This is a genomic window from Affinundibacterium nitidum (assembly GCF_014284155.1).
Taxonomy (GTDB): Bacteria; Pseudomonadota; Gammaproteobacteria; order Burkholderiales; family Burkholderiaceae_D; genus Undibacterium; species Undibacterium nitidum.
Genome location: NZ_JACOFZ010000003.1, coordinates 331,529 through 354,616, shown reverse-complemented (window position 1 = coordinate 354,616; position 23,088 = coordinate 331,529). Strand labels below are relative to the sequence as shown.

The window sequence follows — 23,088 nt, the reverse complement described above, 5'->3', positions numbered from 1 at the left end:
TAGGCCCGAACTTTGTCGCACGATACCGTGAATAGATGGGTTAATCTGATTCTGTTTATCGCGTCTTGCATTTTTACCTAGATAAGCCTTTGACGCCTTGAGAGTTCAACGGTATGTTTAAAGCTAGCACCTGCTTGCCGCACGAGGGACGATAAGGTTCGACGTCAAGAGATAGTTGTCGGCTGTTGGCGTCCCAAATGAGTTTGACTGAGGTTGACAGTTTATTTGCTTCGCGTACTAGTGCCTCGAAGCCTGTGAAATCGATTCCTTCATTGATCGCTCTGAGCTTGAGATGGATGGCGTCGAGCTGACCTTCCAATTCAAAAGCAAATCGCAAATGGCGTTGCCAATCGGCTTTATCGAAACTCACCGTTTGCCATTGTTGCTGATGCTGCAAAACAGCACTGAGGTCGCCTTCTGCTGCGGTTAGAGGAACAAATGCTTGTCGTAGTGCTTGGATGTCTGCTGGACGCAAAGATGAGGCACGCTCGAGAATCTGGTCGAGATCTTGCAGTTGCTTATGCATGGTGGCGAGCATGACCCGCCGCGAGATCAGTGTGCCAGAATTTGCCAAGAGCTTTCTGAGGAAAATATGGTCGTTTGTGAGACGCAAGATCGCCGGCGCAGTGTTTTCATCTTGGATGTCGATGATTGCTAAGGTCGAATGCATATCCAGCGCTACGCGGAAATGCGCATAATAGGCGCTGCCGTCGAGAATGCCGGGTGGAAGATACTCTTGGTAACGCGGCAGCGCCTGCATTTCAGCTAGTCTTTTCAATCCGACTGCGTTGGCGGCGATTTTCGTTTGGATATGCTGGCGATCCCTCATAATCGTCTGCCAATATTTTGGCGGCAAGGCGCAATTCCAGATGGTCCAATCTGGTTTTTCCATTAAGGGGAAATTGGCCTTGATTATCTCGTCTGATTCTGCCGCAATAGCGTCTTTGGCGTAAATATCAAGATCTCTCTGGGCCGCGTTGAGCCCCGCATCAAAGGCATTCAAATGTGCGGCCGCCGCCATCCCGCGCAGAATAAAAAAGGCATTACCCTCGTCACGCTTTATTTTTGTTACCGAGTACTGTGGCCTTGGCACCGCGGGCCCTGGCTCACGAAAGCGCGCCTGTGCCACGAAAAACAGAACCAGGCCTAGCGAGATCAGAAGCAATAAGAATAAGGTGATGAGCGTCAATGAAAGCCGTGTTTTGCGAAGCTGAATCAAGAATTTTTTCATGTGTTTGATGGCGGCATCATGGCGCTGACTATTATGCTCAAGACATAGGTGCGGCCAGTATATCCGTATCGAACTTTTTTAGGATTCTATTTTGCCTTGCGATATACTGCGAAGACTATGCTAAATCTACAAGCTTGGGCTATGCACGTGCGGATGGCCATTGGTTTCAATCTCGCAAGTTTTGTAGAAGTTAACCGCTCTCTTTCTGTGTACTTCTTATGAAAAAAATCGTCGTTAAATTTGGCGGCTCTAACTTGCGCCAACCTCAGGATATCGACCGCGTGGTCAATGTCGTACAAACGTATAACCGTCCATTGGTGCTAGTGGTGTCGGCGTTTTACGGCATTACCAATGCGCTTATCGGCTGTGTGCAGGCTGCCAAAGAAGGTGCTGGTACTAAAGCCGCTTTGGCCGAGAGCCGCAATTACACCTTGACCCTGCGCGCCTTGAAAAAAGAAATTGTGGAAGCGAATATTCAAGATGCAGCACATCGTGAGCGCACCGAAAAAGCACTGGGCGAACGCTTAGATCAATTAGACCGTTTCTTAACTGGCATTCATTGCATAGGCGATGTGCCGACGTTTGTGAATGATGCAATTCTCAGTTACGGCGAACGATTATCAAGTTTGTTGCTCACCGAAGTGTTGTTAAGCCGTGGCATCGCCGCGCGCGAAGCTTTGCCGGAAGACATCGGTTTGATCACTGATGGCGTGTTTGGAAACTCGGCCTGCGATTTCGAGGCGAGTACTGCCTCGGTCGCGAAAGCCTTAGAAGGCAATGAGGTCATCGTGGTGCCCGGTTTTTATGGCGTTGATCGCGAAGGCAAAACGACGCTGTTTGGTCGTGGCGGTTCTGATTATTCCGCAGCATCGATTGCTTGCTGTATCGGTGCAGAGTCGCTCGATGTGTGGAAAGACGTCGATGGTTTCTTGAGTGCAGACCCCGGCACGGTGACGACCCCGCGTTCGATTTCGCAATTGAATTATTTGGAAGCTGCTGAGCTGTCTTATTTTGGCGCTAAAATTTTGCACCCACGCACGGTGGAGCCATTGTTTAACCAAGATATTCCGATTCGCATCTTAAATATCACTCGCCCAGATCGTGGCTTGCAGCCCTACACCATCATTAATGCACAACGTAAGGTGACCAAAGACGTGGTGAAAAGCGTAACCTCAACCGAAGACGTGGCGATTCTCAAATTGCATGGCCCAGGTGTTGGCTTCAAACCTGGCATCTTGGCACAAGTGACGAATACGCTTGATCAAAACGGTATCAATATCAAGAGTGTGTTGACCGCGCAAACCGCGATTAATATTTTATTGGCGCGAGATCACCTCGATGCTGCGTATGCGGCCTTGAAAGAACATCATTTAGCCGGCGTGGTTGATGTCTCCCGCAATGACGAAGTGGCGATTGTCGCTGTCGTCGGCGACGGCGTGCTGGAAGCTTCTGACGTGGGTAGTGCGATTGCCAGCCGTGCATTGTCGGCAGCGATTGCAAGTGGCGTGCGCGTCACTTTGGCAGCTGCTGGTGCTAGCGAAGTGGCTGCGTATATGTTAGTGCATCAAGAAGATCGTAAAAAAGCTTTGCAAGCCGTGCATGCGGAGTTTTTTGGTGGTTGATTTTCTTTGGGTAAACTTTTTCCTACTTCTTGACACAAGGCATGGCGCGAACTTTGAGCTAAGACAAACTTTTGCGTTTCAATTTTCAGAGCTTGCGTAATCTGTTTATCATCTTCTTCCAGTGAGAAAAAACTGGGAGAAGATAATGCAAAATACTTTAGAAGTCATAGCGAAAGACAACGGCGATTGGTTGTCGGCACAACAGGCTGTCCGTCCTGATGGAACCGAGGTCACGAACCTGCCTTTAGTGAATAAAAAATTGCCGCCTCTGGTGCTACCAGAGAGAGAACAATTCGCAGCATCTTCGAGCGAAGATGCGAACTCTGAAGCAATTAAATGAATAATTTCCACGATTGCTGTTGTGAATTTTAAAGCACAGTATGGAGTGGCATCTTGGCTTGGTTATCTATGGATAGCTCTTTTTTCTTCTAGCACCAGAGTTTTATGTTATTTGCGCCAGTTAGAAGTGCAATTACATCAGATATGAAGGACGCGCATACGGCGATCAGAAGCCAAACTGTGATCTTGTTATTCCAAGAAATATCGTGTTTGCGTTTAATGAGCCAAAATAGTACTGCCCATTCTAAAAAACGATATGGTGTTAGAACGATGGCACCGATTTGCCAATCAGGAAGGTTATCTAACTTCAAGATAGCGAAAGTCATCAATATCGGGATGGAGAATAATATGCCAATGAGCAATCGTAATGTTCCCCACTTGACGGAAAACTCGATAAGCGAGGTTTTTGGAAATTGATAGAAGTTCCGCAGTAACGCGCAGACTCCGCTGTAGATAATGACTTTGCAAGCTAAATAAATAAGAAAAGCGAACATATTTTGTTCCTAAAGCGATTGGTAAGATCAGTCGATTTTTAATCTAAGATATGATTCGCCACTTCAATCAAATTGAAGTCGGGGTCGCGAAAATACACCGACATAATCGGCCCTCGCGCCCCTGTCCTCTGCACCGGCCCTTCGGTGATGGCAACGGCTTGTTCTTGTAGATGCTGGATGACGTCCGCGATAGGGGTGTTCGTCAACAAACACACATCAATGGCACCTGGCGTTGGCTTATCGGCCTTGGGCTCGAATTCTTTACCCGCTTGGTGCAGGTTGAATTTTTGCGAACCAAAGCTTAATGCCTTGCGCCCTTGGCCAAAGCTCACAACTTCCATCCCTAAGACCCGCTCGTAGAAAGCACAAGTCACATCGATATCGCGAACGGTAAACACCAAGTGGTCGAGGCTAGAAATTTTCATTTTTTATGCCCTATTGTTTTAGTTTTCATTTAACCCGATTTTACCGCTGCTCGACGAGCAGGGCGCATAAAAAAAGCCTATGTACGACCAAATACATAGGCTTGCTTGTTTACTGACGCAGGATACCTATTAGCTCACTTGAATCACAATTTTACCAACGCTACGACCACTTTCGCTCTTGGCATGCGCTGCGATGATCTCAGTCAGTGGGAAAACACTGTCGATGACGATCTTCAATTGTTCAGCATCGATCAATTTCGCTAAGGAGGTCAGCTGCTCTGCGCTAGGCTGCACGAAGCAGAACAGTGCTTTACCGTTGATGCGCGCGGCGGCTTCTTCAGATGGTCCTGAGATAATCGATACCAAACGACCGCCTTGTTTTAAGGTTTGCCAGGAATTGTCTTGAATCTCGCCGCCCAGGGTATCGAACACCACATCAAGATCACGCAATTGGCTGAAGTCTTGTTGTGTGTAGTCGATCACTTCGTCTGCGCCTAATGCTTTGACCAAGGCTACATTTTTTGTTGATGTCGTTGTGATGACGTGAGCGCCACGCAGTTTTGCGAGTTGAATAGCGAAGCTACCAACGCCACCTGCCCCAGCATGTATCAACACACTTTCACCGGCTTGTAAGCCTGCAATTTCGTACAGTGCTTGCCATGCTGTCAGCGCCGCCAATGGTACAGCGGCTGCTTCTTGCCATGTTGCTTTACTTGGCTTCGCGGCGATTTCACTAGCACGGACGGCGATGTGTTCAGCATAACTACCATCGCGAGCGATATCAGGGCGCGCATACACGGCATCGCCGATCTTCCAGTCGCTAACCCCACTGCCGACGGCGACGATTTCACCTGCGAAATCCCAGCCTAAAACCAAAGGCAGTTGGTGTGGCATCATGTCCTTGAGGTAGCCTTCACGCACCTTCCAGTCGACTGGATTAACGCTGGCAGCGTGAATTTTGACCAGTACTTCATCGGCTTGAATGCTTGGCACAGGCGCATCTTCATAAACTAAAACTTCAGGGCCACCAAATTGGTGGATGCGGACGGCTTTATGTGTGTTGTTCATACGATATCTCTCTTGTTGATAAGTTTGTGAGGGTTTTCGATCAATGTCGATGGCGCCAGTGTAGGCTGCTCGCGCACTTGAATAAACAGACGACTAAGCATATGATTTATTACATAATGTAATTAACAAACGATAAAACACGGAAATTTTGGCCAATAAAAGCCAGATTTGGCTAGGAAGTTTTGTCATCACATGCCGGTATCAGCAATAAGCTTCAACGGTGAGGAACCAGAGTCATGGTGGGATCAAGTCGCAATATCAACCGAGATTTCGACCCGGTACAACTGGGCTCGATTGAGTTGTTTTGTAAAGCTGCGGAACAGCAAAGTTTCACCTTGGCAGCGAGCGCTTTGGGCCTAACCCCTGCAGCAGTGAGTCGATCGGTCGCCAGATTAGAAGCGCGTTTGCAGGTCAAACTATTTGCGCGTACTACGAGGCAGATCCGTTTAACTGAGGAAGGCAAGGCGTATTACGAACAATGTACACAAGCGTTGCAGCAGATTCGTGAAGCGGAGTTAAGTCTCGCTGGCAAGCAGCGTGAACCCAGTGGTAGCTTGCGAATCAGCGCACCCACCACCTACGCACACTATCGCTTACTGCCATTGATGCCACGTTTTTTTGAACGCTATCCGAAAATCAAGATCGAGCTCAACATCTCCAATCGCAATGTCGACTTCGTTGAAGAAGGCTATGATGTGGCGATACGTCTTGGCTATTTAGACGATGCACGTTTGGCTTCTGGCTTGGTCGCACGTAAGCTTGAGGATGTGGTGCGTGGCACCTATGCTTCGCCTTCTTACTTAAAACGTTTTGGGATGCCGCGCACACCAGAAGACTTGCATCAACATCGCTGTTTGCAATTTCTGCTGCCAAGTACCGGGCGCCCATTTCCTTGGTATTTTGAGGTAAACGGCGAGACTCAGGAGTTTGCATTTGCCCCTAGTATTAGCGTCACTGATGACGTCTTGGGTGGCATGACCTTGGCAAAAAATGGTGGCGGTATCTGCCAAAGTTTTCACTACATTGTGGCTGATGATATCGCGCAAGGGCGATTAGTCGAGGTGCTCAAAGAATATAACGGCCAAACGCGTCCTTACTCTTTGGTGTATTTGCCGAATCGCTTAATGTCAGCGACAGTGCGTGCCTTCGTTGATTTTGTGATGGCGGAGATTGCGAATAGTGATGCTAGGACATAGGGCCGCTTTTAAAAGGCATAAACGAGACCTCCGCTGCACACTATTTGAAATTGTGAAGGAAGAGGGGGCGCACGGGCTGGCGTTATGGAAGTGGTGAGGCGGATAAATTTTCGTCACGGTAGGCGCTTGGCGACATCCCCGTTACACGCAAGAATTCTTTATTGAAGTTAGATTTTGTACTAAAGCCAGCTTCATGCATCACCTCAATGATACTGAGATCAGGTCGGCTACTGAGCAGCACTTGGGCCTCTTGAACACGCAGATCATTCAAATGCATCGAGAAACTTTTACCATAGATTTGATTGACCGCATTGGATAACTGCCGTGCGGGGATCTGGAGTTTTCGTGCAGCTTGCGGCAAGGTGATGCCGAATTCCAGCTTGTGTAGTTGCTCCGTCTGAATAAGCTGCACCCAACGCTCAAATAAAGCCCGACATTCTGTTTGTTCTTCAATCGCGGTATCTGATTTTGGCTCGACTGCATCCTCCCCCAGTTTTTGGGGTGCGCCAAATTGATACATCCATTCCAAGAAGTGACTCCGCTGTAAGGCGGCTAAGACCATGGTCGCGTTGATGGCAAAGAAAGCGATGCTGGCAATCAGCATGGAAATCGAGTCGCTAAGTGCTGTACCCTGAGCCAGTTCCAGATTGACCGCGAGTTCTATGATGATGTTGACCACAGACATCGCTAACAAGGCTTTGAGCCAAATGAAAGCAGATGCCGCATGGCTACCCAAGTGAGCGAGTGCTTGCTGACCGGGGCGCATACTCCAGGCGGTGATCATGGTATACAGGACAAAGCTGATGAGAATGGCGGTGTCTATCCATGCTCGCATGGGCTTGATGAGATAGAGGCATAGGAAGATGAGGATTGCGGCGAAGGCATGCCAAAGGTCATGGCGACGCAACTTGCCATCTGTTCGTTGGAGGCAGGCAAAATAGAGGTAAAGCGCTGGTCCCAGCAGCATCGCCCCGAGCGGTCGGCTGAGCGAAAACCATGCCGAATTGCTATTGAGTAGGATCACCAAGGCAATACTTTGGTGTGCATACAGAAAACAATTCATCGCCAACAGGCGCTTCGGTAGGGTGCGCATCGCGGGCATGCCCAATAACTGCGCTGCCATCAGTAGGCATAAAACGGCATTGGCGATCTGGATGTGGCTAAGGTAATAAGTCATCTGACGATCATAAACTATGCTTGGTACTTTAATTGAAATACGTGCATTTTAAGTATCATCACCCCATTTTTTCCCAATAAATCCGATAAACCAGACCGAAATTGAGTGAAAAGTGGTCCTCGATCGCGTTTTCGGTCGTTGAAAGGCGTTTAAACACAGAAACTGAGACCGTTCTTTTCAACGGAGGGTTAGACATGAGTTTCTTTTTTACTGGCAAGTTTCAGCGCTTGCTCAATGCACCATTTGGCTCGCTTCTCATTGGTATTGCCGCTTTGTCATCGCATGTGGTGCAAGCGCAAACCATGTCGACCGACAGAACCTTGATTCAAAATGTGCATCTTATTGGAACCGAAAAGCCTGCAAGTGGTTTGTTCGATGTCTTATTGGAGAACGGTAAGATCGTAGGCATCCAGTCAGCGACGAATAAGAGCAAGCCTCAAGCAGGACGCAAAATTGATGGCAAGCGTCAGTATTTAATTCCTGGTTTGATCGATGCCCATGTACATCTCGATGGCGTCCCCGGCTATATCAGCGAAGACAATCCAAGTACAGCTGATACTGCGATGGTGCTGGAAGCGCGCAATCAAATGCCGCGTAGTTATGCTTACTTTGGATTCACCACCGTGTTGGATCTGACGGGTGATGCCGATTTCATTGCAAAGTGGAATCAAGAAGCGATAGCACCGCGCGCCTTTTTCTGCGCTCCAGTGACGATACCGAATGGCTATCCAGCTTCTTGGATGGATAAGGATCTGCAATTCCAAGTCCCGGCCGCCAAGATGATGCTGTTTGATCAAGCACAGCCCAATGTCTACCCATCCAATTTTGTCGTCGAACAGCATAGTCCTGCAGCTGTAGTGCAAGCGGCCAAACAAGCCGGGGCGAGTTGTATTAAGGTGTTTTACGAAACAGGTTTTGGCCCAAAGAAAAACTTGCCAGTGCCATCGATTGAGTTAATTCGCGCAGTAGTGAAAGAGGCGCATCAAAGCAACTTACCTGTGTATTTGCATGGCAATTCGCAGTCAGCCTATGAGTTTGCCTTGCAATCGGGAGTTGATACCCTAGTCCATGGTCTTTGGCACGAGACGAAAAACGTCGATGCAACAGTCAATCAAACACGGTTAAAACAAATGGCGCAAGAAATCAAACATGCTGGCATCTCGGTGCAACCGACGATGCAAGTACTGTATGGCGAGCAAGAGGAAACCAATCCGGCTTTTTTTCAGCATCCTTACGTAGCCGATGCTATTCCAGCTTCGCTCATGCAATGGTATCAAAGCGAGAAAGGGCAATGGATGAAGAATATCCTGACTGAAGAAGTCGCAACGGTAGCGATGCCTCCTGCTGCGATGTATCAAGCGATCAGCAAGATGTATCAAAAACCGTTGACCACGGTCAGACAAATGATGGCTCACCTGCATCGTGAGGGCGCGCGTTTGCAGTTCGGTAGTGATACACCGAGCGGACCTTTCTACACCCAATTTCCTGGCATGAATGGACGTTGGGAAATGGATCGTTGGCTGGAAGCCGGGATGAACTTATCTGAGTTATTCCAGGCCATGACGATAGAAAATGCACGTGCATTGGGTTTGCAAGAGCACATCGGTAGTATCGCGGTAGGAAAGCAAGCTGATCTCCTATTGTTAGAGAAAAATCCGCTTGAAGATATCAAAGCCTATGATCAAATTCGGTGGGTGATCTTGCGTGGAGTCGCGGTCGAACGCACCAAATTATCTGCGCGGCAGCCTAAGATTTTGCCGTGATGACAGAGACATCGTGTTTACCATAAGCGGAAAACGCAATGACACGGTTTCTCCCTTGATGTTTGGCCATGTAGAGGGCGAGGTCGGCTGCAGAGAGAATAGAATGCGCTTCATGTGCATCATGAAGCGTGTCTGCCACGCCAATGCTAATACTGCCGCGCACAATATCACCATCCCATTCAATCACTAATTCGTTAAACAAGCGACGTAGGCGTTCGGCAAGGATCAGCGCCTGCGCCTCATTCGTACCGGGTAGCAGAATACAAAATTCCTCGCCGCCATAACGAGCGATATAGTCGTTGGTGCGAACCACGGACTGCATCAGATGCGCCAAACGTCTCAACACTTCGTCACCCGCAAGATGGCCGTGTTGGTCATTGATTTGCTTGAAGTGATCTACGTCTATCATCATCAAACTCATACACTCGCCATGGCGTTTCTCGTTAGCGAGTTGGCGCGTAATTTCTTGATCTAAGCTGCGACGGTTCATTAGACCGGTAAGCGCATCGGTAGCTGCTAGGGCGATCAAACGATTGGCCAAGGCCGTATTAATCAATAGCATGAAGGCAAGAGACATCGACATCTGCGCCATGCTAGCGAAGAAGAATACATAGGGATTCACGCCCGTGTTGCTAAACATCTTCACTGTGTCAACAGTAAAAAACAGCAAGCTGACGATGCGTGCGACGCACAAGACTGCAATCAAAGAAAAAGATAAGCCTGCTATCCAATATGCAGTACGCAAAGGCGCTTCCACCTTGACAAATAAGGCGCGAGCACAAGCGATGTGTATTCCTGCAAAGAAGACAAAATTAATTAGAATGCGTAGGCGAGGTTCGCTTTCAAGAAACGCGAATGCAAAATTATTGCTAAACATCGCGATCGATAAAACGACGGGAATCCAATACGAACAGCGTTTGCCGCGGAAAGCTTCAATCCCGTTGTAGAGTAGCCCAAAGCCTGTCCCTATACCAACCGAGGCGAATAGCACAACATGAAACGGTGCAGGACTTGTGACCTGACTAGAAAGGGCAAATGAGAGCCCGATCAACAGGTCTCCCCACGCCCACTGCTTGGCCCCGCGAATCTCTTCTGACTGCTTGCCGACCAAAGCAAGTACCCCAGCAAACATCACATTGATGGTAGCCCAGATGATTAAGATGGTGCGCGGGTCTAATTGCATTATCGTTTGGCGGTAGCCGCTGCAAAGGTGAATCTTTGGGAATGAAAAAAGTAAATAGTATTCAGCTTGTTGGGCCAATCGCGCAACACGGAGGGCTCTATTTTAAAGCGAATTAATGTTTCCCTGTGTTACTGTTTTAGGAAAAGCAGGTAGATACGATCGAGATCGGCTGGACTGTCGCTCTATGAACACTGAATGTTTGCAGATAGTCTATGTTTTACCTTCTAATCTCCGATTTGAATCGATAAAAATCCTGTACAAAGTAGTGTGGCCATTTTTTCCCAAATGCGTTGCTGCGTGTTGATTGAACCCACAGGCGAATGACTTTCTGATTGGTTGAGACTGCCGTGTTAAAAACTTTGTTGAGTATTGCTTTCAAGAGCGACGAAAAACCGCATATCGTCATGGACGAATCGAGCGCTATCGACCAGCGTTTCGCATGGTTGCGTCCCGTCATTGAGCTCTTCCCTTTAGGTCGTAAACAGCGCTACTACCCGGGCTACAAATCTGACATTGTGTTTGACACAATGGTGATTGCTTATCGTGTCAACGGACATTTTATTTACAGCATGAACGCGATTGATAATAACGCTGAGGGAGATCCGGCATTTTTCAAAATCGGTGCCAATGGCGAGCGTTTACACGTATCGCAGTTACAGAATTTTGAATTGGTGGTGCCTGACACTTCCGACTTAGAACGACATCTTGACTACGAACGTCGCGCAGCTTTGGGTCGCGGGCGTCAGTTCGAAGTGGGCAATACGATTTCTCTCTTATCTTCCCAAGCGGGGCGTGGTGCATCCGTGGTTGATACCGTGGTCAATGAACGCATCGCTCTTGATCATGGGCCCTATGCTCACCAAAATATGATCTGTTTGATGCCCAATTTAGAAACGATGAGCATCACCGATCAACGCGGAAAATCGCGTGTCAAAACCGATGTACCTGTGCTGTTGGCAGAGCCCAATGGTCCATGGCTTGGGGCGTGGAAGATAATTGATGTCTCAGATCAAGCGATACGCGTGCAATTGCAAGGAGATGCTGAAGAACACCACGATGCTTTTGTGTTACCCGTGCACAGCGAAGTGTCGGTGATGGTGCAAGTGGCGAAAACTGAGCAACAATTTCAATTGAAGGGTTATGTGATGCGCCGTTTTCCTAAGGCGCGCGTGATTCGTTTATCAATGATCTTGAAAGACGAACGTTATCAAAACTTTGGACCTTTCGATTTGGTCGAATTGAAAGCGGCACTTCTCAATCATTGATGTAAATTGTTTTTTTGGGCTTGCTGCTGAAACCAATCACGCAAGCGTTGCAGGCGCTCGGCAGGAGCGGGGTGACTACGACTCTCAAAATTGGGATAGGCACTGCGCTTCTTGAGCTTTTCAAAGAATGTCATTAAGTTCTTGGCTGGGTATCCCGCCTTCAATGCCAATTCCATACCGCCTAGGTCGGCCTCAAATTCCTGCTGTTTGCCGAGTGCGGCTAAGGCTGTGACGAGCGTGTCGTCATCATCAATAGCCGTTTCAAATTCTTCGAAATCTTGATTGAGCCACGCCGGAAATAAGCGCAGCGCTTCTTGGTCTTCAGCAAAATTGTGAAGTAGCAGAGAATGTGCCATTTCGTGGGCAATCAACATTGCAAGTTCAGTTTCGTTTAATGCCAATGCATTGACTTGTGGCTTGCTGATCATGATTTTTCCGCCCGCCATGCTATAGGAACTTTCGTCGTGTTGATCACTGCTATGAATTTCCCATTGCCAGTGACCACTGCCACGGTAGTCAATGGCGGCTTGATTGGCGAGTTTTGCCATGATGCGTTGGAGGCGTTCGGTAAGCTGTACATCCGTGTCGAGCAAATAGGCTTGTTGTAATTCGCCGACTTTGACACGATATTTTTTAGAGGCGCCTTGTGCGACTAATTGCGGACTGAGTTGCCATTTTGAGCCAGATTGCGTGGTGATTGTTTTTGCACATGCCTCACTTATCCATAGCCCAAGACTGCACTTAAGGAAGAGTCGACGCATAGGAAAAGTGCTTGGCATAGTTTGATGTCGATGATGCAAATGGGCGGAGCAGCGCAAAAGCGATATTTTCATTGTGCCCGATTTAAGGCCTGTCTGCTTACATGGCAATGGTGTTCGCTTTTTCTAGAAAGTGTTCGCAAGCGCACGCCGCGGACACTCGATGCGTCTCGGCGAAAAAAATTTACTGTTTTAATTCAAGCACTTAAATTAAAAGGCCTGACTGGCATGAATTCTGCATTGCTTAGTACCGTCGTGTCGTTTTGAGGAGTGCATCATGTTAAAAAATGTTCAAAAAGTATTTTCATTTAAGCAGTTTATTCAAGCCTTGGCGACTATCTTGCTGGGCACTATCGCTTTTGCGTTTGCGATGAAGGCTTGGATGGAAACCAAGCAAGAGCCAATTCCTGAGAATAAATCGCAAGGCGTTGACGTGATTTTGATCCACAGCGGCGAAACAAAAATCGTCAAAGCAAAGTGGCGCACACTAGCTGCTGTCGTTGCTAAGATCGATTGCGTCTGAGGCTTGCGAGACGCAGCTCGCAAAACTTTCGAGTTTCTTACTTGCGATGATTTTGTCTTTTCAGGTATCTTGGATGTTCGGAGACGAGCGTGTTGATCGCTCATCAGAAAAACAATACTCAATCACGAGCATCCATGACTAATGCATTCCAGGCCCCTCAAAATATCCTAGCAGTTTCAATTTCCTTGACCCTCTCGGCAGCGCTACTCAGTACCAGCACTCAAGTTTGGTCAGCACAAAAGACGCCTTTTGTTACAGGCAGTGGTGGTGCGGTTGCGACTATCAATGAGCACGCTACGCAGTCCGCGATAGATATCCTCAATCGTGGTGGCAACGCAATTGATGCCGCAGTAGCAGCAGCGGCGACTTTAGGTGTTACTGATCCTTTTAGTTGCGGTATTGGTGGCGGTGGATTCATGTTGATTTATCTCGCCAAAGAAAACCGTTTCATCACACTTGATCATCGCGAAACTGCACCTGCAGGCTTTCGATCCGATGCGTTCATGCGAAACGGCAAAGCAATCGCATGGGAAGAGGCTGTTAATAGCGGTATGGCGGTCGGCGTTCCAGGCACTGTGCGCGGTTGGGATGAGGCCTTGACTCGCTATGGCCGTCTGTCATTTAAACAGGTATTGGCGCCCGCCATTCAAGTGGCACAAAAAGGATTTACTGTTACTCCGATCTTTCATCATTTGAATCAAGGTGCGGTTGAGAAATTTGCGCGTTACACATCGAGTAGTGCATTGTATTTACATGAGGGAAAAGCTTTACCGATCGGGTTTCATTTTAAGAATCCTGATCTCGCCAAAACCTATCGCATCATCGCCCAAGCTGGTGTCAATGGTTTTTATCGTGGACCCGTGGCACAGGGATTACTCCAAACCGTCAACCAACCGCCAGCAAAAAATGGTGTGCAGGTCGTTGCAGGCAATATGAATAGCGCCGATTTACAGAACTATGAAGCGCGTTGGCGTTTGCCTGTGCGAAGTACTTATCGCGGTTTGGATTTGGTCAGTATGGGCTTGCCAAGTAGTGGCGGCATTACCGTTGCAGAAGCACTCAATATCCTTGAAAACTTCGATACCAAAGGCATGTCGCGTCAACAAATTGAGCATCTCTATTTGGAAGCGGCGCGTTTAGCATTCGCTGATCGAAACGCGTATTTGGGTGATCCAGAATTTGTGGATGTTCCAGTCGCGGGGCTGCTCGATAAAGCCTATGCCAAACAAAGAGCAACGCTGATTTCGAGTAACAGCAGTATGTCGCGCGACACGCCGACGGCAGCGGGTGATCCGTATGCGTTTCAAAATGATCCAAGCGTCACCTTGCGCCCGCAAGCTCCCACCAATAAATTACAAGAAGAACGCAAGCACACGACGCATCTAACGGTGAGCGATAAAGAGGGAAACATTGTGGCCTACACCTATACGATCGAAGATTGGGGTGGTAATGGTATGGTGGTGCCGGGATATGGCTTTCTCTTGAACAATGAGTTAACCGATTTCGATTTCACTCCACCGCACCCGAATATTCCTGAAGCCGGTAAGCGCCCACGTAGTAGCATCGCGCCTTTCATTGCGATGAAGAACGGCAAACCAGTATTCACGATTGGCAGCCCAGGAGGTTCGACCATTATTACTACTGTGCTGCAAAGCATCGTAAATCATGTTGATATGCAGATGCCTATGGTACAAGCGATAGCGGCACCGCGTTTGTCTGAGCGTAACGAAGGCAAAACGCAAGTTGAACCTAACTTTATTCATTCTGCTCAGGCAGTAGGATTGGCACTTCTGGGGCATGTTTGGCAGATCGATGAGAGTGATCCCGAGATTGGTGCTGCCAATGCCATCGTCTTTCATACTGACGGTACGGTAACTGCAGTCAGTGAACCGCAGCGTCATGGAGTTGGTAGTGCGAAGGTGCAGAAGAAGGCACACTAAAGCTCTTGCCTTAAGGAATTCTTTCTATTTTGAAGTCTTAAAAAGTGTCATTTGCGGTCGATTTCCCGCGTTTCGTCACATCGTCAAATTGTTTGAGTAGGTCTGCATTTATAATGCGGACTTCGCATCGCTTTACTCAATTTCCTCTGAGAAAAATCGGTGCTCCACTCTTTCAAACTTTAGACTTATTATGTTCCGCATCGCAATTTCCTCTCTGCTGCTTTTAAGCATCTTGTCTCCAGTACAGGCAAGTCCGACGCCACCGCAAACGGTGAATCTCTTCATTTGTGATACCGAGAATGGAAAGCAATATGCAAGCAGCATGGATGAGTATCCAGGCAAATGTAGTAAGGCACCCGATATGCCCATCGATTGGCATCCACTGTTGTTAGTAAAGCAGAATAACAACGTGATTTATCTCGATATCAATCATGTGAAATGGAAGGGGCGCGTTGCCGAAGTAGCGATGTTCATTGTTCCGGTAGACTCAAGTCAATCGGTATTCAAAGATGGTAGTTCCTTAGCGCAATTTGATGTTTTGACGCGGAAATACTTTTATTGCGACAGCAATCAGCATCAGTCGTTTGCCATTGAAATTTACCGTAATATTCGAAGCAAACCAGAGTTCATTAAACGCTTCGAAAATGCGAACAGGCCTCCCTCAGTAGTTGGCTCACCCACTACCGGCGACGGCGCAGCATTCGCCTTAGTCTGTTCGCGTGACTATGAAAAACTTCCTGCTTACCAGTCGAAAGAGTTGAAAGCAAAGTAATCGCTTTGAATACTCTTTAGCGCATATTGTAGGTCCCTCTTTTTTAAGCCTCTTTTTTGACCTCGCGAGAGGTCGAAGTAACCCCGTGTTTGTCAATTCGATTATCTTGATCGATGCGCATCACATTTTTCACTTTGAAAGTAGATGTATATGTTTTCTTTGTCTTTACGCCACGTCGCTGCTGCAGCAATCGCATTAACAAGTTTGAGCGCAGCTGCACAAGATCGTCCTGCTAACGCACCAGCGCCTACTGCTGCATCCACAAAAGGATTTCAGTTTGTTGGAAATGCAGGTTTCACTTTTGGCGGTGATACGATCGCGGTTGCGCAATACACTAACGGTACAGATCAAAAAATCAATGCGGGCGGCATGCTTGAGTTTGGCTTTGGTGGTATCTATGAAGCGAATGATCTTCCTATCGCAGCACAATTGACTGCGAACTACCACGTCAATGATACTGATGCAACGAATGGTACCATGCGTTTTCATCGCTTCCCGATTGAAGGTATGTTGTTCTTTACTGGTGTAGAACAATGGCGCTTTGGCGTGGGTGTTCGTGCGGTGCAATCACCACGTTACACTTCTCAAATTAAAGGTGCTACCACTAAAACACTGGAATTTGATAATACGACAGGTGCGATTGCCGAAGTTGGTTATGCGATTTCTCCAAAATTGTGGATCAATGTGCGTTATGTCGCAGAAAACTACAAAGCGAATAAGTACTCTGTCGGTAGTCAATCAATTGCTGTGCGTTCAGCTGCAATAAAAGGTGATCACGTCGGAATTTCTGCAAGCTTCCAGTTCTAATGTGAAATACCTTTGACCTCATATGAGGCTCATTGCTTAAATTGGTAAATGACGTTAAGCTTTTGCCACGCCGCTGGTGAGGAAATTTCAACACCAGCGGTAGTTTGACTACATTAAAAATAAAGGGAAAACATGGAAATCGCTAGCGCACAAGAGGGCTTTAGCCCATCACGTGAGAAATTTATCGGACGTACATTTAACCATTTAGGTGCTGCCATTGTTGGTTTCACCTTGATCGAATGTGCTTTATTTATGAGCGGTATCGCAGAAAGCATGGCTCGTGCGATGTTCGCATTGCCTTGGTTAGCGATTCTTGGTGCGTTTATGTTAGTCGGTTGGCTGGCAACACGTACTGCACATTCGGCGACTAGCAAAGGTGCTCAGTACGCAGCACTTGCTGCCTACGTAGTAGCTGAAGCTTTATTGTTTGTGCCAATCTTGTTCATTGCGAATTCAGTAGCACCAGGCATGATCACCAACGCTGCAGTGGTAACACTGGTTGCTACTGGTGGCTTGATTGCCGTTGCTTATACTTCTCGCAAAGATTTTAGCTTCCTCGGTAGCGTCTTGAAATGGGGCGGTATCTTGGCTTTGGTTTTGATCGTGTGCGGCGCTATTTTTGGCTTCCAATTAGGCTTGTTCTTCTCGGTAGCGATGGTCGGTTTAGCAGGTGCTGCGATTTTGTACGATGCATCAAATATCTTCCATCACTATGATGAAGATCGCTATGTTGGTGCAGCCTTGGAATTGTTTGCATCCATCGCGATGATGTTCTGGTACGTGTTGCGCATCTTTATGAGCCGCGACTAATTCTGTTTGGCTCGATTGAGTCGAATTTGACGGTGCGCAAATCGTATTTTGTGTACCTGATTAAAATCAGCCAGTGTTGGATCTTCTGATCTACACTGGCTTTTTTCTTATCTGCGACCTGAATTGAACATGTCGATGACAGAAATTCATTGAGTGAACAGGATCCATTCGTGCGCAAGCTTCCCCGTATCCACCCGCAACATCCTCATGCCACCGCTCACCACAAACGAGGTGTGGCAACGCGTTTCGCGCAATTTCGACATAAAGGTGCAGGCGCAATTGCGGCATTCTTGGCGGTACTCGGCCCCGGCCTGTTAGCAGGTTTATCTGATGATGATCCGGCAGGTATCACCACCTACTCGGTGCTTGGCACCGATTTTGGTTATCGCTTACTGTGGATTATTCCATTTTCGACGATTTTGCTCGTGCAATTTCATATGCTCGCGGTGCGTATTGGTGCGGCAACGGGGAAAGGTTTTGTCGCAGTGATTCGCCAACACTGGGGTAGGTTCTGGGGCTATGCTGCTGTGGTCGGTTTATTGTTTGCAAACTTCGGTACGATCTGTGCGGAGTATGCAGGTATTTCGGCAGCATTGGGTTTGATCCAAGTGCCCGCGTGGCTTAGCGCACCTATCGCTGGCTTTTTGATTTGTGCTGTCGTTATCTTTGGCTCCTTCCATCGTGTTGAACGTATTTTATTGTTGATCTCTGCCAGCCTCGCTTTGTACATCGTTGATGGTATTTTAGCGGGGCCCGATTGGTCCGCCGTTGTACACCAATCTTTGATTCCCCATTTCCCAAGTGACCATGCCGGTTGGGTGGCGATCGCTGCTACCTTAGGAACTACCTTAGCTCCGTGGGGGCTCGCCTTTATTCAATCGTATGCGGTGGATAAAAAAATTACCGTGGCCAGTTTGAAGTGGGAGAGAGTTGACGTTGTGATTGGCTCTATCTTGACCGGTGTCATTGGCCTCGCGATAGCAGTTGCTTGTGCCGCGACGCTGAATAAATCGGGTATTCATATAGTGGACGCCAGCGACGCAGCAGCAGCCTTAAAGCCATTGGCCGGCTCTTTTGCGACGATTCTATTTGGCGTTGGTTTGCTTGGGGCCTCATTATTGGCTGCAGCGATCGTCCCGTTGGCGACAGCCTATTCGATTGCCGAGGGCATTGGTGCTCCCGCATCGCTTGATTTGGATTCCAAGCACTTCCAGTTTTTTTATGCAGCTTTCGTGGTGTTAACGGTGGCTGCCGCGAGTGTGGTGTCGATTCCCGGCTTGCCTCTAATACCCTTGATTTATTCTAGCCAAGTGGTGAATGCAGTGTTACTTCCTTTGCATGCGATTGCTTTGTATTTGTTGGCCAGTAATACGAACTTGATGGGCGACGCTGTCATCGGGTTTAAGAATCGTGTGGCCGTCATCCTCAGTATTCTTCTGATTCTTGCTTGTGTCGCTGCCTTAGCGATCTGACGCATGTTGCATTGTGCTGACAATTTTTTCGAACTTTATCGCCATCGCTGTGTTGTCATGAATTTGTCATATTTTCGATTTATGCTTTAGGAGCAAAAAAAGAGAAATGAAAAAACTAAAAACAACAATAAAGGAGAAAGTAAATGTTGAAACACATCAGTAGCAAAGTAAAACAAATTTGGATCAATTATCGTTATCAGCACCACCTGCAGCGTTCACGCTTTCAGATGCAACTGGAAGACCTTCCACCGGGGCTCTTCGAACATTGGCAACAATGTGCACCACAAGAATTTCATGGCATCCCAAGGGATGCCATTTTTTTTGTCCGTGCAGCCGAGGGCTTGATGATGTTTTTCGATTTTGTCAGCCACAGCGATCGACCCTGTGGTCTACCATCCAAGGCCGCGGATTCGATATGGCATGCGTGGCTGAGTCTGCCGAATGCAGCCCAGCAGGGTTTGCAAATTGAGAGCTTCTGCCAACGGTACTTCGGTCGCGAAATTCCTCACCTCGAGGCAGAGCGTATGCCGGTAGCAATGTCGGATGCCCTAGCTAATACCTTAGTATCAGCACGCATCCGCACAGGACATGACCCCGCCGGCGCATACCTTCCACTCCTGTTTAGCTTAGATCGTCGACTCAAGATGCCAGAGGGCTATGCTTATCGAGTGAAAGACAATGGCGTGGGCTACCAAGACATGGATGGCAAAGGGCGCGCCATCGGCAACTTGAGTTTCCCAGTTAGCTTAGATCCCTTCTACCTCTTGTCGGTGGGCTTGATCAGTCAAAGCGCATTCGACGCCTACCGTACTGAAAAGATAAGACGGGAGACTTCATCCTCCTACAGTTCTGGTTCTTCGTGCGGAAGCTCATCAAGTTGTGATGCCAGTGACAGCGGATGTGCGGACGGCGGTAGCTGCGGAAGCTCTTGTGGAGGAGGCTGCGGTGGCGGCGGTTGTGGTTCCTAAGTTACACTAGAAACTCATACTCAAAATCTTCCTACCAACACATGCAAGCCCCTGACTATTTCGAACAGATTCAACAAAGTTTGATTGCTCATGCACGCCCTGAAAATATGGCGGGCATGGAAGCTTATATGCTGCATCAGTTTTCCTTCCTTGGCATCAAGACACCGGAACGCCGTGCCTTGATCAAGAGCCTAGGGCAGCCGATGTTCACGGCCGAGCAGGTCTTACAATTAGCAGAAGCCCTGTGGGGTTTGCGCTATCGCGAGTATCACTATGTCGCGATTGATACGTTGGCGCGTCATAGGAAGGTGCTGCAGGTAGAGCATGTTCCGCAATTACTCCACTTAGCCCAACAGCGCAGTTGGTGGGATAGTGTGGATGGTTTGAATGCGGTGATCGGCGACATTTTGCTGCCCGCTAAAAAACGAGGCCAAGCTGCGCACGACTTGATGGATCAAGCATTGCAACACGACGTAATGTGGGTGCGAAGAATGGTGATGACCCACCAACTGGGCTGGCGCCTCGATACTGATGCACGACGATTGGCGACCTATGCCAAATCGCTAGCAAAAGAAGACGATTTCTTTATTCGCAAAGCAATCGGTTGGGCTTTCCGTGATTATGGTCGTTGGAATCCGACCTTCGTACGAGAATTCTTCACGGAATACGAAAAAGAATTTGCTAAATTGAGCGTTCGAGAAGCGCTCAAGCACTTAACTTGATGCGGCTGCCTCGGCCTGGGACGGTTTCGTCGGTTCCATACGCAGGTTATGAATCGACAACTCTCCACCGCAATGCGAACAACGTTGGCCTGCTTTCGTGAGCTGGCCGCAATCGACATGGCGCAATTGATTTGGCGCTTCCTCGGCGCTTGGAAAGTAGTCTTCGCTATAACGCATCATTTCCAACAGCATTGGCAACATCGCATATCCAGCTCTCGCCAGCTTATATTCGTAACGTAGAGGGCGTTCTTGATACGGTGTTTTCTTGATCATCCCCGCTTCCATCATACGCTGCAGGCGATTGGTCAAAATATTCGTAGCTGCACCCGACGCTTTTTGTAGCTCATCAAATTTATGTGGTCGCTTGAACAGTTCACGCAGGATCAGCAAAATCCATTCGTCACCGACTAACCGTGCGGTGCGCGCTAAGGGACAGGCAATGCTGGTGGTCGCCACTTCGGCTTTCTTGCTCATGATCGTTTCTTTCGGGCGCTGAGGGAGTGTATTTTCGATTTGGGGCTTAATGCGGATGCACCTGATTCTACACACTTGCAAAATGAAAGTCTATGTTATATGATGCACTTAGTTACTTGCGTTTTAAAAGTGACTAAGCGTTAGGCGATGTTCTTTTCGATATTATTTTGCAAAGGAATCGCCCTTTAGGCTAAGGCCGCTGAGAAGAAAATCATTCTAGTGTGCACTTAAGCATTTTTAACAAATTGAGGAGAATTCCCATGAAAAGCATTACAAACGTAGCCATCATCGTCTTATTTAGTTTAAACCTTCCCGCTATCGCGCAACAAACAACGAGTACGCAGAACGTAACTGCTCCTGCGCGTATCGAACAAGTACAACTCAAAAATGGCCCACTGGCTGACTTTTATGAATTGGTCTCTCCACGTGCGATGAATGCCGATGAGCTTGCACAAAAGACTCAAAAAGACGAACAACAAGTTGCAGCCAATGTGAAAAAGGCTGAGGTCGAAAAACAGGGTAAGGCCAAAAAAGAGCTCGATAAATTGCCACAACATTCAGCCAAATAGTTCCTTGCTAACCTTCGGTAAAACAAGTGCACTGGCGACGAATTGTCGAGCTTTGCAGTAGTATAGACGGCGTAATAAATTGAAGACATCGCTTCCCGAGTCGATGCATCATCCGCTTTTTCTCGATCGCCGATGAACTTGAAGCCTTGTTCAATCCCTTTCTCTCTATTTTACGGAGCACACTGTAATGAAACTGTATTTCTCAACCGGCGCATGTTCCTTAACCACGCACATCATTTTGGAAGAAATTGGTGCGAGCTATGAGGCAATCTTGGCACCGACCAAAACGCATAAACTACCCGACGGTAGCGATTATTACCTGGTCAATCCGCTTGGTTATGTCCCGCTGTTAGTGTTAGATGATGGTCGCCAGCTGCGCGAAGGTCCAGTGATCTCGCAATATCTCGCCGATTTGGCTCCTGAAAAAAATCTTTTACCTGCAGCCGGAAACTTTGAGCGCTACAAAACGCAAGAATGGTTGAATTTTATAAGTACCGAAATTCATAAAAATTTCTCACCTCTGTTTAATCCCGCTGCACCCGCAGAGTACAAAGAAATGGCAAAACAAAAGGTCTTGGAACGACTGAGCTTTACCGATCGCGAGCTTGCGGGTAAAGAGTATTTGATGGGAGCGCAATATACGATTGCAGATACCTATTTATTCAATGTTACCAACTGGGCGCCATTGGTCGGTGTTGATATTACCGGCTTGGCAAACCTGAACGCATTGCGCGCGCGTGTTGCCGCACGTCCTGCAACGGTCGCGGCGATGAAAGCCGAGGGTTTGATCAAGTAAGTGTGGCGCTCATTGCGTGCGCCATAGGGAAGCATAATGGAAACTGTAACAAGTTAACGAAAAACGCCGGTCGAGAGACCGGCGCTGCCGATAGTTTAGGCGCCGCCAAGGAACCTAAACCGTCTGCATGAACCTTCGTTCGTGACAATTACTTCGCTGTCGCCATTTTTGCTGGCGTAGTTGTTGCAGCGACAGCAGTAGTTGAAGTCGTTGCTGATGTTGAAGTAGTCGATGGTTTTGCGTCGACTTTCGATACCTTCACGTCAGCGTTTTTCTTGCCAGTATGTTTTGCGTGCTCAGCGTGTTTAGTGGCCGCTTTTTTGGTCACTTCTTTCTTTACAACTGTCGCAGGCTCTGGCGTTTTCATCACAGTTTTCGTTTCCGATGTCAGTACAGGTTGTGTTGCTGTAGCTGCTTTAGCTTCATGCTTTGCTGCCACAACGGCTGCTTCGGCCTTTACCGGCGCAGGTGTCGCTGCTGGGGCGACAGGTGCTGTTGCCGCTGTTAAAACCGCTGCTGGCGCAGCCTTATTCGGTGCTGCGCTCGTTGCTGCTGGCGCTGGGCTAGTCGTTGTTGTTACAGGCGCCGCTGCTGGTGTTGTTGTCGTTGCTGTCGTCGCTGGGGATTGTGCGAAAGCTGCACCCATGGCGAAAGTAGAAGCGATAAGAGTAGCGATTAACTTGTTCATGATGGGTTCATCCTTTGTTTATTAAG

The 23,088-nt window shown here is 48.1% G+C and carries 23 protein-coding genes; 15 read left to right on the top strand and 8 right to left on the bottom strand.

Annotation, left to right across the window (positions count from 1 at the left end; translation table 11 throughout):
• Positions 1–73: 73 nt before the first annotated feature.
• The gene (locus H8K36_RS11515) at positions 74–1,231 is read right to left on the bottom strand and encodes a hypothetical protein (RefSeq protein ID WP_186916338.1); all 1,158 of its coding nucleotides are present in this window, start codon (positions 1,229–1,231) and stop codon (positions 74–76) included.
• Positions 1,232–1,449: 218 nt separating this feature from the next.
• Between H8K36_RS11515 and H8K36_RS11510 the strand changes: the two genes are divergently transcribed.
• Both H8K36_RS11510 and H8K36_RS11505 read left to right on the top strand, forming a co-directional pair.
• A complete protein-coding gene (locus H8K36_RS11510) occupies positions 1,450–2,853 on the top strand; it encodes an aspartate kinase (RefSeq protein ID WP_186916339.1) in 1,404 nt (467 codons plus the stop codon).
• Positions 2,854–2,998: 145 nt separating this feature from the next.
• A complete protein-coding gene (locus tag H8K36_RS11505) occupies positions 2,999–3,193 on the top strand; it encodes a hypothetical protein (RefSeq protein ID WP_186916646.1) in 195 nt (64 codons plus the stop codon).
• Between the two features lie 531 nt (positions 3,194–3,724).
• On the opposite strand, the gene H8K36_RS11500 is transcribed toward H8K36_RS11505, so the two are convergent.
• A complete protein-coding gene (locus tag H8K36_RS11500) occupies positions 3,725–4,111 on the bottom strand; it encodes a VOC family protein (RefSeq protein WP_186916340.1) in 387 nt (128 codons plus the stop codon).
• Positions 4,112–4,240: 129 nt separating this feature from the next.
• Positions 4,241–5,179 (bottom strand): NADP-dependent oxidoreductase, encoded by a 939-nt coding sequence (locus H8K36_RS11495; protein WP_186916341.1) that lies wholly within the window; start codon positions 5,177–5,179, stop codon positions 4,241–4,243.
• Positions 5,180–5,436: 257 nt separating this feature from the next.
• On the opposite strand from H8K36_RS11495, the gene H8K36_RS11490 reads away from it, so the two are divergent.
• Positions 5,437–6,375, top strand: coding sequence for a LysR family transcriptional regulator (locus H8K36_RS11490; protein ID WP_186916629.1), 939 nt, complete (start codon positions 5,437–5,439; stop codon positions 6,373–6,375).
• 82 nt (positions 6,376–6,457) lie between these two features.
• On the opposite strand, the gene H8K36_RS11485 is transcribed toward H8K36_RS11490, so the two are convergent.
• The gene (locus H8K36_RS11485) at positions 6,458–7,552 is read right to left on the bottom strand and encodes an AraC family transcriptional regulator (protein ID WP_186916342.1); all 1,095 of its coding nucleotides are present in this window, start codon (positions 7,550–7,552) and stop codon (positions 6,458–6,460) included.
• Positions 7,553–7,746: 194 nt separating this feature from the next.
• On the opposite strand from H8K36_RS11485, the gene H8K36_RS11480 reads away from it, so the two are divergent.
• Positions 7,747–9,315, top strand: a complete 1,569-nt coding sequence (locus tag H8K36_RS11480) for an amidohydrolase family protein (RefSeq protein WP_186916343.1) — start codon at positions 7,747–7,749, stop codon at positions 9,313–9,315.
• Here the strand turns inward: H8K36_RS11480 and H8K36_RS11475 are convergent.
• Positions 9,299–10,498, bottom strand: coding sequence for a GGDEF domain-containing protein (locus H8K36_RS11475; RefSeq protein ID WP_186916344.1), 1,200 nt, complete (start codon positions 10,496–10,498; stop codon positions 9,299–9,301). The genes H8K36_RS11480 and H8K36_RS11475 overlap by 17 nt on opposite strands.
• 347 nt (positions 10,499–10,845) lie before the next feature.
• Between H8K36_RS11475 and H8K36_RS11470 the strand changes: the two genes are divergently transcribed.
• Positions 10,846–11,763, top strand: coding sequence for a hypothetical protein (locus H8K36_RS11470; RefSeq protein WP_186916345.1), 918 nt, complete (start codon positions 10,846–10,848; stop codon positions 11,761–11,763).
• On the opposite strand, the gene H8K36_RS11465 is transcribed toward H8K36_RS11470, so the two are convergent.
• Positions 11,757–12,542 (bottom strand): M48 family metalloprotease, encoded by a 786-nt coding sequence (locus tag H8K36_RS11465; RefSeq protein ID WP_186916346.1) that lies wholly within the window; start codon positions 12,540–12,542, stop codon positions 11,757–11,759. The genes H8K36_RS11470 and H8K36_RS11465 overlap by 7 nt on opposite strands.
• A gap of 256 nt (positions 12,543–12,798) precedes the next feature.
• On the opposite strand from H8K36_RS11465, the gene H8K36_RS11460 reads away from it, so the two are divergent.
• From H8K36_RS11460 to H8K36_RS11425, 8 genes are all read left to right on the top strand, one after another.
• Positions 12,799–13,044 (top strand): hypothetical protein, encoded by a 246-nt coding sequence (locus H8K36_RS11460; protein WP_186916347.1) that lies wholly within the window; start codon positions 12,799–12,801, stop codon positions 13,042–13,044.
• Between the two features lie 134 nt (positions 13,045–13,178).
• On the top strand, positions 13,179–14,984 hold the full coding sequence (gene ggt / locus H8K36_RS11455; protein WP_186916348.1) for a gamma-glutamyltransferase: 1,806 nt from the start codon (positions 13,179–13,181) through the stop codon (positions 14,982–14,984).
• 190 nt (positions 14,985–15,174) lie between these two features.
• The gene (locus H8K36_RS11450) at positions 15,175–15,756 is read left to right on the top strand and encodes a hypothetical protein (RefSeq protein ID WP_186916349.1); all 582 of its coding nucleotides are present in this window, start codon (positions 15,175–15,177) and stop codon (positions 15,754–15,756) included.
• A 150-nt stretch (positions 15,757–15,906) separates the two neighbouring features.
• Positions 15,907–16,563, top strand: coding sequence for an outer membrane beta-barrel protein (locus H8K36_RS11445; protein WP_186916350.1), 657 nt, complete (start codon positions 15,907–15,909; stop codon positions 16,561–16,563).
• 132 nt (positions 16,564–16,695) lie between these two features.
• Complete coding sequence (locus H8K36_RS11440) at positions 16,696–17,373, top strand: Bax inhibitor-1/YccA family protein (RefSeq protein ID WP_186916351.1); 678 nt, start codon at positions 16,696–16,698, stop codon at positions 17,371–17,373.
• Positions 17,374–17,543: 170 nt separating this feature from the next.
• Positions 17,544–18,845 carry an NRAMP family divalent metal transporter gene (locus H8K36_RS11435; protein WP_222611201.1) on the top strand — a complete coding sequence of 434 codons (1,302 nt, stop codon included), beginning with the start codon at positions 17,544–17,546 and terminating at the stop codon, positions 18,843–18,845.
• Positions 18,846–18,988: 143 nt separating this feature from the next.
• Positions 18,989–19,813 (top strand): glycine-rich domain-containing protein, encoded by an 825-nt coding sequence (locus tag H8K36_RS11430; RefSeq protein WP_186916353.1) that lies wholly within the window; start codon positions 18,989–18,991, stop codon positions 19,811–19,813.
• A gap of 41 nt (positions 19,814–19,854) precedes the next feature.
• A complete protein-coding gene (locus H8K36_RS11425) occupies positions 19,855–20,535 on the top strand; it encodes a DNA alkylation repair protein (protein ID WP_186916354.1) in 681 nt (226 codons plus the stop codon).
• Here H8K36_RS11425 and H8K36_RS11420 read toward each other — a convergent pair.
• Positions 20,527–21,009 carry a winged helix-turn-helix transcriptional regulator gene (locus H8K36_RS11420; protein WP_186916355.1) on the bottom strand — a complete coding sequence of 161 codons (483 nt, stop codon included), beginning with the start codon at positions 21,007–21,009 and terminating at the stop codon, positions 20,527–20,529. The two genes, H8K36_RS11425 and H8K36_RS11420, sit on opposite strands and share 9 nt — an antisense overlap.
• A gap of 260 nt (positions 21,010–21,269) precedes the next feature.
• On the opposite strand from H8K36_RS11420, the gene H8K36_RS11415 reads away from it, so the two are divergent.
• On the top strand, positions 21,270–21,578 hold the full coding sequence (locus H8K36_RS11415; RefSeq protein ID WP_186916356.1) for a hypothetical protein: 309 nt from the start codon (positions 21,270–21,272) through the stop codon (positions 21,576–21,578).
• Positions 21,579–21,765: 187 nt separating this feature from the next.
• The gene (gene gstA, locus H8K36_RS11410; protein ID WP_186916357.1) at positions 21,766–22,374 is read left to right on the top strand and encodes a glutathione transferase GstA; all 609 of its coding nucleotides are present in this window, start codon (positions 21,766–21,768) and stop codon (positions 22,372–22,374) included.
• A gap of 148 nt (positions 22,375–22,522) precedes the next feature.
• Here gstA and H8K36_RS11405 read toward each other — a convergent pair whose 3' ends face one another.
• Complete coding sequence (locus tag H8K36_RS11405) at positions 22,523–23,062, bottom strand: hypothetical protein (RefSeq protein ID WP_186916358.1); 540 nt, start codon at positions 23,060–23,062, stop codon at positions 22,523–22,525.
• Positions 23,063–23,088: the final 26 nt, after the last annotated feature.